1 protein-coding gene (running past one end of the window) is annotated in these 16432 nt (G+C 65.7%); it reads right to left on the bottom strand.

Annotated elements, in window-relative coordinates:
• Positions 1-16432, bottom strand: the 5' portion of a protein-coding gene (locus G394_RS0109575) for a DUF4347 domain-containing protein (RefSeq protein WP_028577466.1). It extends 12089 nt beyond the left edge of the window; the window shows 16432 of its 28521 coding nt (coding positions 1-16432); its start codon is at positions 16430-16432; its stop codon lies off the left edge, out of view.

Here is a 16432-nt window from a genome sequence, read left to right as displayed (position 1 = left end):
TGTCCGAGGATTCCGCCTCAAGGGAGACCGCGCCGGAGGCCGTCACTTCGGAACCCGAGATGGTCGCGCTCACCTCGTTGGCGATGAGGTTCTTGGAAATGGCCGCCCCGCCTGCCGCAAAGCCCGAGGCCGACAGGCCCATGGCCACGGAGTCGATGGTCGAGGCGTCCGTGGCGGTCAGCGACAGGGAGCCCGCGGTCACCGTGGAGCCTCCCGCAGCGTCGTCGACAATGGAGGCGCTGATCGTGTTTTCGATCTCGTTGATGGTCAGGGACAGTTGCGCCGCAACCAGGCCCGAACCCGCCACGCCGCCGACGAAGCTCAGCACGTCGGCTTCCGATGCCGCCAGAAGACTGGCCGCACCGTTGCTGGTCAAGCTCGACCCCGACACTTCGGCGGTGATGGAATTGGTGATGAGGTTGTAGCCCACCGTGCCGTTAATGGCCACGCCGCCGGAACCCGCCAGGCCGAGGCCGATGGAGGTGATGGACGAGGAGTCCGTGGCCGACAGGGAGGCCGTGGTGTCGGCAGTGACGTTCGAGCCGTTGCTGATGGACGCGTCCACGGTGCTGACGATGGCGTTGCCGAACCCGGTGATGTTCAGGGCCACGCTGCCGCTGACGCCCACGCCGGCGGTCAGGGCGGTGATGCCGGACGAACTGGATGCGTCCAGGGTCACGCTGCCCGCGCTGGAGGTCACGTCGGCGTCGTCGATTTCCGCCTGCACGCTGTTGGTGATGACGTTGCCGGTCAGAGCGCCGCTCGCGGCCACTCCGCCGCCGGCCACACTGACGTTGACGGCCAGGATGTTGGCATCCAGGTCGATGGGGGAATCAGCAAGGCTCGCAGCAAGAACCGCCTGGTCTTGATCAGGAACGATCCAGGGAAGAATGTCGCTCGGCGCAACGTCCTGCGCGGAAACAAGGATATCGCCGGCGGCCGTGACAGTGGAACCCGTTATGGCCGACCTGACATCACTGGTAACCGTATTGCCGAGAACGCTGAGATTGACGGCCACACCACCAGCACCCACGTTGACGGCCAGGGAGCGGATGCTTGCCGAGGACTCGGACAAGACTTCCAGCGAGGCGGCATCGGTCACGGTCGAACCGCTGATCAGGGCCTCGGTGGTATTGACGATGACATTGGCGGAGAGCGCCGCGCCGACTCCGACACCACCGGCTCCGACCCCAAAGGCCAGGGCGTCGATGGTGGAGCTGTTGACCGCCTCGATGGTGGTGACGCCGCCGGACTCAAGTACCGACCCGGCAACCACTCCGGCCATGGTGGTGCCGGTGATGATATTGGCGGAAAAACTGACATTGATTTTTTGGTGGCCTATCCCTAGGGCTCGAATGGCCGCCTCGTTTTCGGCGGTGATCGCCACCGCTCCGCCGGCATCAATGACGGAACCATTTTCAACCGTTGATCCGACGATGCTGGTGATCACATTGCCGTAGCCGACCACGTTGACGGCCACGGCGCCGCCCCCCACGCCCACGTTGAACGAGGTGATGCCCGATTCGGAGGCGGAACCCAGCGCCACCTTGCCGGTGGTCGAAGTGACGCTGGAGTTGTCGATCCTCGCTTCTGTGGTGTTGACGACGAGGTTGCCCACCAGGGCCACGTTGACACCGACGGCTCCAGCGCCAACGTTGATCGTGGCCGAGAGGATGTTGGCATCCAAGTCGATGGGCGTGTCGTCAAAAATCGGCTCAAGATCCGCCTTGTAATCAGCCGGAATGATCCAGCCGGGAATGCTGCTTGGCGCCTGATCCACGGCGGAAATGACAAAATCCCCGTCTGCCGTGATGGTGGAATCCTCGACGGTCGCCCGGACGTGATTGGTCAGCACATTGCCGAGCACGTTGACGTTGACGCCGACGGCGCCCGCGCCCACGTTGACGGCCAGGGAGCGGATGATCGCCGAGGACTCGGCCAGTACGTCCAGCGAGGCGGCATCGGTCAGGGTCGAATCGCTGATCAGGGCCTCGGTGGTATTGACGATGACATTGGCGGAAAGCGCCACGCCGACTCCGACAGCGCCTGCTCCGACACCAAAGGCCAGGGCGTCGATGGTGGAGCTGTTGACCGCCTCGATGGTGGCGGCACCGCCGGACTCGAGTACCGACCCGGCAACCACTCCGGCCATGGTGGTGCCGGTGATGATATTGGCGGAAAAACTGACATTGACCCCGACCGCGCCCGCGCCGACCGAGCCGGTGAGGGCCAGGATATCCATATCCGAGTAGGCGCCGATGTCCAGGGTCGTGCCGCTGGACATCTCAGAGGCATCGACGCTCGCCGCTGTCGAACTGACGATCAGGTTCCCCGCCGCCATGACGCCGACGGCGACGGCGCCACCCGCGACACCGATCCCCAGGGCACGGATGGTCGCGTTGTTTTCGGCGGTGATCACCACCGCTCCGCCGGCATCAATCACGGAATCATTTTCAACCGTCGATCCGACGATGCTGGTGATCACATTGCCGTAGCCGACCACGTTGACGGCCACGGCGCCGCCGCCCACGCCCACGTTGAACGAGGTGATGCCCGATTCGGAGGCGGAACCCAGCGCCACCTTGCCGGAGGTCGATGTGACGGTGGAGTTGTCGATCCTCGCTTCTGTGGTGTTGACGACGAGGTTGCCCACCAGGGCCACGTTGACACCCACGGCGCCGGCGCCGACATTGATCGTGGCCGAGAGGATGTTGGCATCCAAGTCGATGGGGGAGTCGTCAAGTATCGCCTGGTGCTCGGCCGGAACGATCCAGTCGGGAATGCTGCTTGGCGCCTGATCCACGGCGGAAATGACGATATCCCCGTCTGCCGTGACGGCGGAATCCTCGACGGTCGCCAGGACGTGATTGGTCAGCGCATTGCCTTGAACGTTAACATTGACGCCAACGGCGCCCGCACCCACGTTGACGGCCAAAGAACGGATGATCGCCGACGATTCGGAAAGAACACCGAGTGATGCATCACCGGTGACAGTCGACCCGCTGATCAGAGCTTCCGTCCAATTCACGATCATATTGGCGGAGAGCGCCACGCCCACTCCGACGGTCCCCGCCGCAACACCAAAGGACAGAGCATCAATGGAGGTGTTGTCCGTCGCTTCCACGGTGATGGCGCCAACGGTCACGATGGTTGCATCTTCAGCCTTGGCCGTTGTCCTGTTGGTGACCACGTTGGCCGAGAGCGAAGTCATGACCCCAACAGTCCCTGCTCCGGCCACACCTCCGGTAAAGGCCAGAATGCTGGTCATGTTCGAGGCGGACAGATCCAGGGCGTCGCCGCTGGATACGGTGGAACCGAAAATGAACACGTTCACATCGTTGACGATGACGTTGGCGCCGACCAGCACGGAAACGGCCACGCTGCCCGAGGCCGCCACGCTCAGGGCCAGGGAGCGGATCTGGGACTGATCCTCGGCGGTGACAAAGGTATCGCCGCCGCTGGCCAGACGTGTCGTCGTGGCGTTGGCCGTGAGGTCCTCGACCAGGGCCGAGGTCCGGTTGGTGATGACGTTGCCGAAGCCGCTGGCCTGCACGGCGACGCTGCCCGAGGCTCCCACACCCACGCTGAGGGCGATTATGCCGGCGTCACTTTCGGCCGTGACGGCGATGTCGGATTCAACGTCGAGCACTTCTCCGTTGTCCGCCCTGACGCCGGCCAGGACCGTGGCATCGCTCGAAACCTTGGCCTCGACCGTGTTCTTGACCACGTTGCCCATGACCGCCGCGCTGACCGCCGTGCTGCCCGAACCGGCCACGCTGACGTTGACGGCCAGGATGTTGGCGTCCGGATCGATGGGCGATCCGTCCAGGGCGTCTGCTACGGCCGCAACCTTGTCCTTCGGGAGCATCCAGGTGGGCAGGCCCGTCGGCGCGATGTCCCGCGCCAGAACCGTCACGTCGCCCGCCGCACGGACGGTCGCTTCGTCAACCGTGGCCGAAACCGTGTTGGCCACGCCGTTGCCCAGGGCGGACACGGAAATGGCGCCCGAGCCCCCGCCCGAGACGCCCAGGCCCAGGGCGCGGACGATGGCCGAAGATGTGGAGCCGATGAGAATGGCCGCGTCGTCCCCGTCCGTGGCGATGGCCGTGCCGGCATCGTTCAGGCCCGCGCTGACCGTGGAACCGTCCACGAGGGTAGTGATGGAATTGGCGATGACGTTGGCCGAAACCGCCCCGCCGCCGGCCCAGGAGCCCGCTCCCGCTCCGCCGAAGGCCAGGGCGTCGATGACGGAGGAGTCCATGGCGGTCAGGGCCACGCCGGTCAGGGCGCGGACAATGGAACCGTTCGTGACGCCGGCTTTCAGGGTGTTCTTGACCACGTTCACGGAGATGCCGATGCCGCCCGCATACTGGCCCGATCCGGCCCCGCCGACAGTTACGCTGACGATCTGCGAACTGACGCTGGGCGGCAGGTCGATGCCGGAAACGCCCAAGGGCAGGTCGGCGAGATTCATGGACGAACTCGGGGGAGCGATGCCCGCGGACAGCAGCACCGCACCTCCCGTGGACGTCACGGTGGACGCGTCGATATCCACCTGCACCGCGTTGCCCTCGTAGACCGTGGACAGGGCCGCGCCCACTCCGGCTTTGGCCGCTCCGGCGAACCCGCCGGCGATCATGACAACGGTCGTGCTGTCGGCGGCCGCAATGCCAATATCCTTGGACGCGGTCAGCGTCGATCCGGAGATAACTTCGGCTTCCACCGTGTTGGCGACGATGGACCCGGAAACGGACCCGCCCAGGGCGAACTTCTCGCCGCCCGCTCCGCCGAGGGTCACGCTGACCATGGTCTCCCGGGCCGAGGCGTCCAGGTCGACGGTCGAGTCCGCAGACGTGATGTCCGAAGCGCTGACCGTCGCGGACACGGTGTTGAAGGACAGGTTCAGCCCGATGGCCGCACCGATGGCCGCCTGACCGGTGGACACGGCCATGCCGCCGGAGAGTGCCGCGCAGACTTCCGTATCCGTGGCCGAGATCGTGACCGCATTGCCCGCGGTGACGGCGCTGTTGACGATCTCCGATTCAATGGTGTTGACGAACAAATTGAAGGCGGTGGAACCGGCCAGGGCCAGTTTCTCCGCCCCGGCGCCGGCCACGGTCACAGCCACGACCACCGCCCCCTCTTCGGCCTCGGCAGTGAAAGCACCGCTCGTTTCCAGGTGCGAATCCTCGACCCTGGTTCGCACCGTGTTGGTCACCGTGTTCACCGCGATGGACGCGCCGCCGCCAAAGGTCTTGCCCACGGCCAGCGCGCCGGCGAAGCTGAAGATGCCCGTGAAATCCATGGCGCTGATCAGATAATCGCCGGCCGAGGCCAAGGTTTCCGTGGTATCCAGAACGTTGGCCTCGACCGTGGCGTTGACCACATTGACGGACACGGTGCCCGCGCCGCCGAACGTGGAGCCCGATCCGGCCGCGATGCCGGCCGAACCGGTCACGGCCACGATGGTCGTGGCGTTGTCGGCCTGCACGGTCAGGTCGCCCCCATGCTGAAACTTCTTCACACCGTCGATTTCCGAACGCACGGTGTTGTCGACCACGTTCACGCCGATGGCCAAGCCCACGCCCGCCTTGCCGCCGAACCCCGCGGAACCGCCTACGGCCACCAGGACCGTATCGTCCTTCGCGTTCAGGATCACGCCGGATTCCGCCACGGTTTCACCGGTAATGTCACGCAGTCCGGTTTCCGTGCTGTAATCGATGACGTTCACGCCCACGGAACCGCCGATGGCCACGCCCTTGGAACCCGTGGCCACGCCGATGCCGGCGGCCATGGCCACGGTCCAGCCCGTGCGCACGGCGTCGAGAACGAGATCGTCGACATCAAGGGTGGTCACGCCGTCGATAAAGGCGTTCGTGGATCCTTGGAGCACATTCAGACTCAGAGCTCCTCCGAAGCCCACGGCCGTGTTCGACCCCTTGCCCAGGGCCACGGCCACTCCACCAGCCGCGGAAATGACGCCCGTGCTCGTGGACGCAGCCACGGCCAGGTCCGCACCGTCCGCCAGCATGATCGGGCCGGCGTTCCTGATGTAGGCGAGGGCGTCCTCGTCGACCCAGTTGACGGCTGCGGACGCCGAGACGCCGATGCCGCCCTTGGACTGGGAGTTCTTGGAAACCGTGTCGGCCGTGTCCGAGGCCAGCTTGGCCACGTCGCTGTTGACCGCGGCCTTGCCGCTCTTGACGAATTCCTGCAGCACGTTGCCGTACCGACCCTGCCAGGATGAAAGATCTGCGTTGCCTTGCGTGGTGCCGTTGGAACCCTGGGTGCCGCCGGTGCCGGGGTTGGTCGCCCCACCAGCGCTCGTGCCGTTGTCGGAGGCGGCCTTGCCCGTGCCGACCGCGCCTGATGCGGCCACGGACAGGATCACGCCGGAATTGGCCGCGCGCACCCGCACATCCCCGGCGGAGGAGATGAAACCGCGCGCACCCGGCGAGGTTTCGCCGTCCAGGTCGCCCATGACGGCCTGGGTCTGACGGACCACGACGTTCGTGCTGACCGATGCGCCCACGCCGATACCGCCGCCCACGCCCACGCCGCCCATGATGTCGAACAGGGAGGTGGAATCCGTGGCCGAAACAAGCAGGGAACTGTCCGCGTCCGCCGCGGTCGTCCCGGAGCCGACGGTGATTTCGGCCCCGTTCTCGATCCGGGCCAGGGTGGCGTTGCGGACCACGTTGACGCCCACGGCGCCGTTGACCCCGACATTTTCCGCTTTGCCGCCCGAAGCCCCGACCGTGACGCTCATGACCTCGTTATGGGCCGTGACCGCCAGGGAATCGGCGTACAGCTTCACACCGTCCGCGATCCGGGCCGTGACCGCATCTGCATAGTCCACGGCCACGATGGCCACGCCCACGCCGGACTGTCCTTCCGTTCCGAAACTCGGCAACAGTGTGGGTTTTTTGAGTTTCAGCGAATTGAATTCCGTCCCCGCGACCTTATGCGGATTGCCGGTGACGTTGACGATATTGGGCAGGTTGATGTTGCCGGTCAGGTTCACGGCCTGGTTCACGCTGAGCGCGGAAACGACCACGTCCTGATCTTCGTTGCGCATGTCGGCGTCCTGGTTGATCAGGGCGCCGTCGAGAATTGTGGCCGTAGCCGTGTTGGCCAGTTCCAGGAAGGTCACGGACCCGGCCACGGACAGCTTGGCCCCCTCGGCCGTGGCCTGACTCCAGGAATTGCCGATCCAGTTGGAGAATCCAAAATCGCCATTCAGGTATGTCCACAGATTTTCGAAGAACAGGGACGACCGATAGGAAGCGGGGCTCGTCGTTTCCCACAACGAGGTGTCGAAAAAATCCTCACTCTCCAGATCCACGGTATGCGGATTGGTGCCGACATAGACGTACCAGGACCCGACCTCACCCGCGTCCGTCGTGCTTTCGACGATATCGCCCGCGGTCACGTCGACTCCGTCCACGTCGTCCAGGGTGTACGTGGCCTGCTCGCTCCAGGGCGTGACCAGATTCGCGATCCAGGAAAACTCGTACTGGTTCAGGGTCTGGGCATCCACGGTCAGGGCTGCCCCGGCATCGACCGCGGCTCCGGAACCGACGAAGGATTCGGCCGTGTTCAGACAGACACCCACAGACACGGCCAGGGATCCGGACAGCGTGGTCGAACTCGATTCGTCCGCCTTGGGGTTCTTGGCCGTGGAGGCGTTGGAACTGACGTACGGCGCGGACACCACCGAACTGAGGACATCGACCTTGCCGTCCGCCTTCAGCGAGCCGTTCAGGCTGTCCCCGTCGCTGCCGCTGTCGCCGATACGCGCTTCGGTGGACTGGATATTGACCACCACGGCCACGGACCCGGCCAGATCGACCTTGGCGTTGGCATCGGCGGCCGTGTCCGCTTCGTCCTCCGTGTCCTCCTTCTGCTTGGAAAGCACCCAGTTCTTGATCTTCCCGCCGACCAGCTTGGCGACGCTGACGCCGTTGGACGTGATCCGATCCTTGACCACATCGAGGACATCCGTCTCGGTCTCGTCCCCGGTGCCGGATGTGGCCGAGGTTCCGATGCTGGAAGATTGCAGAACGTAGGCTTTCTTCGCCGGCACCACGTCCTGGGTCATGGCCGCCTTGATCTGGGCGTTGCCGCCGACAACGGCCGTGCCGTCCATGAAGGCGTTGGCTTGCCCGGACTCGATCGTGACGGCGACGGCCACCCCGGCGATGCCGTCCGTGCCGGAACTGGCATTGGCGCTGGTCAGGATACCGTCCGTGTTGTCGGCCAGGACATACAGGTTCCGGCCCACGGTCAGGACAGCCTCGTCGGTGACCTCGGCCGTGGCATCGGACACGACCACGCCCGTGGCCAGCGCCACGGACACGCCCTTGACCGCGCCGGGCGAGGCCGCTGTCGTCACATGTTGATCCGTGGTGGCCCGGATGATCATATCCGTGGCGCTGGACACCGTGCCGGAGATGGTCACATCGGCTTCAGCCACCACGACGCTGGCCGCCAGGCCGACCAGCCACGCCTTGACGGGCGAAGCGCTGGTCGAGGAGTTGGTCGAGGCATGGGCCAGGAAATTGTCGGAAACAATGGTCGATCCCGCCTGCACGTCGATGGTGGCCGAAGACACGACCACGGACACGGCCAGTTCCACCTTGGCCAGATCCTCGATCAGGCCGAGCACCGTGTTGGACAGTGAGGTCAACGCACCCAGGCTTTCGATGGTGCCTGTAGAGGAAATGGAGGCGCTGTTGTCCACGCTGGCCAGCAGGGTCACGTCCCGACCGGTGATGACGCTGCCCGTGGAGACGGTCACCTTCGTGGAGGCGATGTCGATGTCCGCCAACGGCGTCCACATGGAGGTATCGTTGACCGCGCTCAGGGTGATGTCGCCATCGGTGACCACCACTCCGGGGGACGTCACATCCTTGGCCAGCAACTGCGCGTTCTGGCCAAGGGTGATCCAGTGACCGTTGAAGACGATGTCGCCGGCCTGCGCATCAAGCCCGGCGATGGTACTCGTGGAGACCTCGGCATCCTCTTCCACGCTGATGGTTCTGGCGTTGACCGTCACATCGCGGCCGTGAAAAAGGCTCTCCCCCTTGAAGGTCACTTCACCGGGGCTGTAGAGATTCGTGTTGAGCTTGCCGGCATTGACCGTCAGGGCAAAATTGACCGTGCCCAGGCTGTCGATGACCACACTGTCGCCGGCCCAGGCGTAGCTCATGCCCGTGTTGATGGTCAGGGAGCGGGTGGGCAGCACCGTGACCGTGCTGGATGACAGCCAGTTCGTGTCCGAAATGCCGATCTTGCCGCCGTCGAGCCTCACCTCGACGGCGTTGGGCGTGCGCCGGATCACGTCCGTGACCGCGGTTCCGGCCAGGCCGGCCACGACGGCCACCGGGCCGAGCACCGGCCCCAAAAGGATGGCGGCAGGCAGGGCGGTCAGCGACAGGTAGCCGAAGGCGATGTTGTCGTCCGCGCCGTAGGCGTTGAAGACCACATCCTGAATGCTGCCGCCGCCCGTGACGTTTTCCACATCCGATCCGAAGGCCAGGGTGGTGAAGTCGTTGTCGACAGAGCCCAGATCGAGCTTGTCGTCTCCAAGACCGCCGGACACGGACAGGGCCGAGGCAAAGGACGTTTCCAGAGCCAGGGTATCGTTGCCACGGCCCAGACGCACCGTCAGGGAGCCTGTTCCGAGATCGTCAAACGCCACGTCGCCAAGCGTATAGCGAGAACCGGACGCGGCCAGGGTCAGGTTGTCGGCAGCGCCGGAAGCGGTCACGATCAGGTTCCGGGCGTTCTCCACATGGGTGTAGGTCAGGACCGTGGCGCCGTTCAGGCTCAGGGTGGAGTCGGTGTAGACGATGTCCAGGGCGGAAGCGTCCGGCGTGTCTGCGCTGACGGACGGCACGCCGTTCAAGGACGTGACGATGACGACGCCGTCCTTGAACGTGGCCGTGTATCCGCCGACCGCGTTGATCCGGCCGGCCAGATCGGCCAGCACCTGGGCCATGGATTCGTAGCCGGAAACGATGTGGGAGTAGGTCTCGCCGCCTACGGTGATGGTCCAGGTCTGTCCGGGTTTCGCCGTCCCGCTGAGCCATACCAGCTGCGAAGCGGCGCCGCTGTCGGCAGCGGCCTGCCCGCCGGCCCGCAGCTCCGCGGCGACCTTCTGCGCTCCGGGAGTGACTACCAGCAGATACTGGGCCTTGACCGCCGTGGCGTACCCGGCGGCCTCGATCTGCTCCTGCAGCGCAGCGACCACGCCGATCCAGGTTTCACCGCCGCTCACGGTGTGCGAATACGCGATGCCGCCCACGGAAATCGTCCATGCCTCCCCTGCCCGCGGGGTTCCGTTCAGATCGACGACATGAGTGGTCGAGGCAAAGGCATCCACCGTAGCCCCGGCGCCGGCCGGTGCGGAGGCGGTGACGCGCAACGCCTCGCCGGACAGCTGCAGGACGGTGATGGCGGCGTCCATGGCGCCGGCCACATAGGCGTCATTGGCGTTGATCAGCGCGGCCAGAGCCGCGCTGACGGCCGTCAGATCCTGACCGTTTGTGACGGTGTGTGCATAGACCGTACCATCAACGGTCACGGTCCAGACCTCACCGGCCGCGGGCGTGCCGCTCAGCGTGACGCGGGTCGAGGAGGCCACCGTCTTGTACACGTCGCCAGGGGTCGCGGCCCGGAGGTCGGTCGTGATGGTCATGGCCATGCCCGCCATGCTGACGACGGTCAGCGTGCCGTTCTCCACGCCGGCCGCAAAATCCGCGGAACCGTTGATCTGCACGGCAAGGGCCGCGACCACATCAGTCAGGCCCTCCCCGGCAGCCACGATATGGCTGAACTGCGTTTCGACGGCGGTGGAGGCTACATTCACAGCAATGGTCACTGTCCAAACTTCACCCGCGTGGGGGGTGCCGCTGAAGATCAGGGATCCCGTCGTGGTCGCTCCCACGGTGGCCGACGTGGCCGCCGGCACGTCATAGGTGATGGTGTCGATTCCGCCTTCGCCGTCGATGGACAAGGACGCGGGCGAAGTGAACGCGCCCACATGGAATGTGTCGTTGCAGACGCCGCCGCGCAGCGTGAAGACGGAGGTCGGGTCGGCCAGCTGGAAATAGCCGAAACTGGCGTTGAGACTGTACACGTTCAGCATGCCGGACAGATCGTCGCGCCCCACGCGCAGCCCCGCATCCGTGGCCCCGGCCAGTTCCACGGATACCGACGCGCTGCCCGGCAGTGTGGAATTGCCGGCGGCATCGACCGTTTTTACGGTCATGCCGCCGAGGGCCCGCGACGACAGGATCAGGGTGTTCCCCTGCAGGATTGCCAGATAGCCCCTGGCCGTCAGCTGGCCGGCCAGATCGGCCATGACATCGGCCAGGCTCTCGTTGGCGCTGACCGTGTGCGTGTACTCCTCGCCGTCGACCACGACGCCCCAATCCTGGCCCTCCGAGAGCAGGCCGGCCAGGGAGATGAGAGCCGTCTGGTCAGCCACGTAATCCACGGTCCGCGTATTGGCTGCCGACGCATCCGTGATCAGTTCCATCCCCGCATAGTAGAGCTGGACGCCGTCCCGGTCGATGACGCCGGAATCCAGATTGGAGATCGCATAGAGGACGTTCGAGGATGTCCCGCCGGCAACCTGTATCCTGTCCAGCCCTGAGGCCTCGTCGCCCGTACTGCCGACCAGCGTGCCGTCGAAACCCGCGGAGACAGCCAGGGTGAACGTATCCGCATACTCGTCCTGGCCGACCAGGGTCTCCACTGCCGAGAACACCAAGGTCCCGTTCAGGGTGCCGGCGTCCGATCCGCTGATGGCCCAGATGTTGTCCCGGTTCATGCCGATCAGGATATCCGCGTCCGAGGATCCTCCGATGACGGCCTGGATGCCGTTGATGCCGGCCACGCCCGTGGCCAGCCCCGAAGCCACCCCGCCACCGGAGCTCACGGTGTCCATGTCCGTCAGGTCGACGGTCACGGCCGTCGTATACCGCGAATAGTCGAGGGTGTTCGTGCCGCCCGCTCCACCGACGATATACCCGCCGAAGCCCCCCCCGTTCTCGAAGACGAAGGTGTTGTTCCCCTGGCCGCCGATGATGCGGTCAATGCCGGCGGAAGCGCCCAGCGTGTTGCCGTGGCCGTCGGTCACGGACACCGTGCCGTCGCTGTGCATGGTGAAGGTCAGATCGACGGTCGCGGCCGAAAAATCCAGGACATCCCTGTCCGTACTGCCCGCGTCGGAGATGGTGTACGCACCCCATCCGTCGTGGAAGACGAAGGAATCGTTCCCGGTGCCGGTCATGAGCACGTTGACGTTGTCGACGCCGTTCACGGCATTGCCGTTGCCGTCCGCCACGGACACGGTCTGCGTGCCGCCCGCGTTGAATGTCACCGTCAGGTCAGTGGTCACGGCCGAAAAATCGAGGATATCGCTGTCCGACGTCGAAGGATCAGTGACCCTGTCCACGCCCCAATCGTCCGCAAAGGAAAACACGTCATTGCCGTCAGTACCGGTCCAGACATCGCCGCCCGAGCCGCCGACAACCTGTTCGACGTTGGTCGCGCCCGTGGTCCCCGAGGCGCTCCCGGCCTGCAGGTTGACCGCCACGGCCGTTGTGTATGCGGAATAGTCGAGGGTATCCACGCCTCCGCCCGCAAGCTCCGTGACCGTCACGGTGCCCGCGTCCGGCTTCATGATGTAGGTGTCATCGCCATCACCGCCGATCAGGCCGTCGGCGCCACCGCCGCCGGTGATGCTGTCGGCCCCGGCGTTGCCACGAATGACGTTAGCCCGGCTGTCGCCGGTCAGGGTGTCGTCGCCCGCGCCGCCTGTGACATTAACGATGTTGCGGATTCCTTCCGTGCCCGTGGCAGTGCCCAGGCTCAGATCCACGCTCACGGCCGTGGTGTAGGCCGAATAATCCAGGGAGCCCCTGCCGCTGCCGCCGTCCAGGATACCCGCGAATTCGGCCCCGTCCTCGAAGACGAAAGCCGTGATGCCGGACCCGCCAATGATTCTTTCGACGTCGGAGGTCGTGGCCATCGTGTTCACGCCGTCCGTGACGGCAATGCCGCCATCGGCCCGGATGGTGACGGTCAGGTTCGCCCCAACCTGCGAGAAGTCGAGGGTGTCCGTTCCACGTGCCCCCAAGTCGCTCACGGTATCCGTTCCCCAGGAATCCGCGAATACAAAGGTGTCCGCCCCCTCCCCCCCGGTCAGGACATTGGCCGCGCCACCGGCGACGAACCGGTCGTCGGACGCCCCCCCCGTGACATTGGCGATATGGCTGATCTGCGCCGTGACCACGCCGAAGGCCAGGGTCGCGCCGATGATGGACGAGGTGTCCACGTTCTGGACCAGGCCCAGATCCGTGGCCGCGGTGCAGCCGTTCAGATTCATGATGCTGAAGTGACCGCCCCCACCCGAGGCGTCGGTCACGGTGATGCCGCCCGCGAGGTTGATGGTCGCGGAGAGATGGGCATGCGCGTCGGAAATGGCGTCGAGGATATCCTGCACCGTATCGCAATCCCCGAGGTTGACGTCGACCGTGACACCGCTGCGCAAGGTGATGCCGATGGTCGGCAGCAGGGACGCGCCTACCAGCGCGGAGCCCGAGCCGCTGCCTTCGATGCCCAGCTTCGTGGCCGCGCCGGTGACGGACATATTCTCCACGCGTAGATCGCCGGAGCCGTCGGCGATATCGGACAGTGCGAAGCCGTTGCCGCGGTCATTCAGGTCCGCCGCAAGCAGGCTGCTGGCGGCGTTGATGCGGTCCAGAGCGTCCTGGACCGTGGTCAGACCGGCCAGGCTGACCGCGAGAAGCGATCCGTCGCTCAGGGTGATGCGCAGATCATTGACCAGGGTGCGGCCCGCCAGGGTTCCGACAGTGCATATGCCGTCCAGACCGAGATCCGTGGCCGTGGTGGAGCCTCTGAAGTTGTCCACCATCAGGGCGCCCGTGCCACCGGCGCCGTCTGTCAGGGCAATGCCATTGGCGCAAGCGTTGATGGCGGCCACGACCCGGCCGGACCCGGCGCTGTTGATGGCGGCGATCACGTCACCGACTGTTGTGGCCGTGCCCACATCAACGTCCACCGTGTCGCCGGAGGACAGCGTGATGCGCAGATCCGTACCGAAAACCGTATCGACGCCTGCGCCCTGGTTCAGGGAACTGAGCAAGGTCGAGGGGGTGATCGTAGCCGCGCTCACGCCCAGGGAGGCAAGCGAGGTGACGCCCGTCATGGTGGCCGTGCTCACGCCCGCGCCCCGGTTCAGGGCAGCCACAGTGGTGGCGCCGGAAAAACCGGCCATGGACGCGCCGACAATGGTTCCGCCCACGGACATGGTGCCGGAGGCCAGATCGACCAGAACCGGGGTCTGGTACGCGGAGAAATCGAGGCTGTTGATGCCCGCGCCGCCGTCGATGGCTCCGGCGTAGGTCGCGCCGTTCTCGAAGACGAAGGTGTCGTTGCCCGCGCCGCCGGTGAAGGCGGCCAGAGAGCCCTTGTAGGTCACCGTATTGGTGCCGTCCACAAGAGTCAGGCCGCCGTCGGCCTTGAAAGTTGCGGTCAGATCGGCCGTCGCGGCCGAATAATCGAGGGAGTTGGCGCCCGTGCCGCCCAGGATGGAGGCGACGTTGCCCCGGTACGCGACGGAGTTCGTGCCGAGGACTAGGGCGAGGGTGCTGTCGTCATGAAAGGTCGTGGTCAGACCCGCGGCGGACGACGAAAAGTCGAGGATGTTGTCGGCCGTGCCGCCGTCGATGGAGCCGACGAAGGACGCGCCGTTCTCAAAGATGAAGGTGTCGTTGCCCGCGCCGCCGGTGAAGGCGGCCAGAGAGCCCTTGTAGGTCGCCGTATTGGTGCCGTCCACAAGAGTCAGGCTGCCGTCGGCCTTAAAGGTTGCGGTCAGATCGGCCGTCGCGGCCGAATAATCGAGGGAGTTGGCGCCCGTGCCGCCATCGATGGAACCGGCGTAGGTTGCGCCGTTCTCGAAGACGAACCGGTCGTCACCCGTGCCGCCCAAGATGGAGGCGACGTTGCCCCGGTACGCGGCGGAGTTCGTGCCGAGGACCAGGGCGAGGGTGCTGTCGTCATGAAAGGTCGTGGTCAGACCCGCGGCGGACGACGAAAAGTCGAGGATGTTGTCGGCCGTGCCGCCGTCGATGGAGCCGACGAAGGACGCGCCGTTCTCAAATACGTAGCGATTGACGCCCAACCCGCCGATGAACGCGGACATGCCGCCGGCCCGCGTCAGGATGGCGTCGGTGCCGGCCACCGACAGGGTGCCGTCGGCATGGAGAGTGACCGTCAGCTTCGCGCTGCAGGCGGAGAAATCGACCGTGTTGACGCCAGTGCCGTCACTGATGGTTCCGGCAAAGATCGCGCCGCTCTCGAAAACGAAGGTGTCGTTGCCCGATCCGCCGACAACCCTTTCCATCCCTCCGACATGGTTCAGGCTGTTGGCCCCGTCCGTGACCGACAGGGTGCCGTCCGCGTGAAACGTAACGGTCAGGTCCGCGGTGACGGCGGAGAAATCGAGGGTGTCGCCCGCGCCGCCGGCATCGGAGAGGGTGTCGGCGCCCCAGTCGTCGGAGAAGAAGTAGGTGTCCGGGCCGGAGGTTCCGGTAAAGCTCTCGTCTGCGGACGTGCTTGTGTAGCCGGACATGAGGCCGTCGTACGCGCCGAAGGACAGGGTTTCGGCCTCGACGGAACCGACCGCGTGTTCCAGACTCCAGTCCCCGCCCAGGGCCGCGGCACCCGTGGCGTCGTCGGAGGCGGCCACGTCGGCTCCGGTCAGAGCCGCGAGGGAAGCGACGAGGGAAACGCCGTCCGGCCCGGCGGCCGCGTTGCATCCGTAGAGCAGGAAGTCGCCGTCCGGCCCGAGGGCCTCGCCCCATCTGCCGAGTTCGGCGGCGTGAAGGCTGGCCGTTTCGGCATTCAGGACGCTGCCGCCCAGCCGCACCTCGCCATCGGAGCCATGTGAGAGGAGGTGCACGGCCCCGACGTTGCTGCAGTCCTGCAGGATTTCGCTGACCTGCGCGAAGCCGTCCCGGCCGGCGTCGAGCACGTGAATATCGTACTGGGCGAGATTTCCGGAGGGGGAACGCAGGCTGTCCAGAAGGGACTGGTAATCGCCCACGGACGGGTCGACGAGTACGACCTCCGTCTTGCGGTCCAGGCCGGGGCTGTCCGCGGCCGACGTGTCGTCGGAGGCCGCCACTGCAGGGTCCGGGGTCTGGACGAGAGGCTGCTCGATGGCTACCGCCGCGGCCTGCTCCTGCGCCCCGAGATCGTGGTGTTCCAGGCCGATGTCGGCCGAGAGCAGGATGCGGGGCTCCAGCGTCTCGAACTTCATCTTGCGGCGAGGTTCCGTATGGGGAGCGACTTCACGCCGCAGGCCGGCGATCTTCTTGCGCAGCAGCTTCAACAT

The sequence above is a fragment of the Desulfomicrobium escambiense DSM 10707 genome (assembly GCF_000428825.1).
Taxonomy (GTDB): Bacteria; Desulfobacterota; Desulfovibrionia; order Desulfovibrionales; family Desulfomicrobiaceae; genus Desulfomicrobium; species Desulfomicrobium escambiense.
This window is presented reverse-complemented; position numbering and strand designations above follow the sequence as displayed.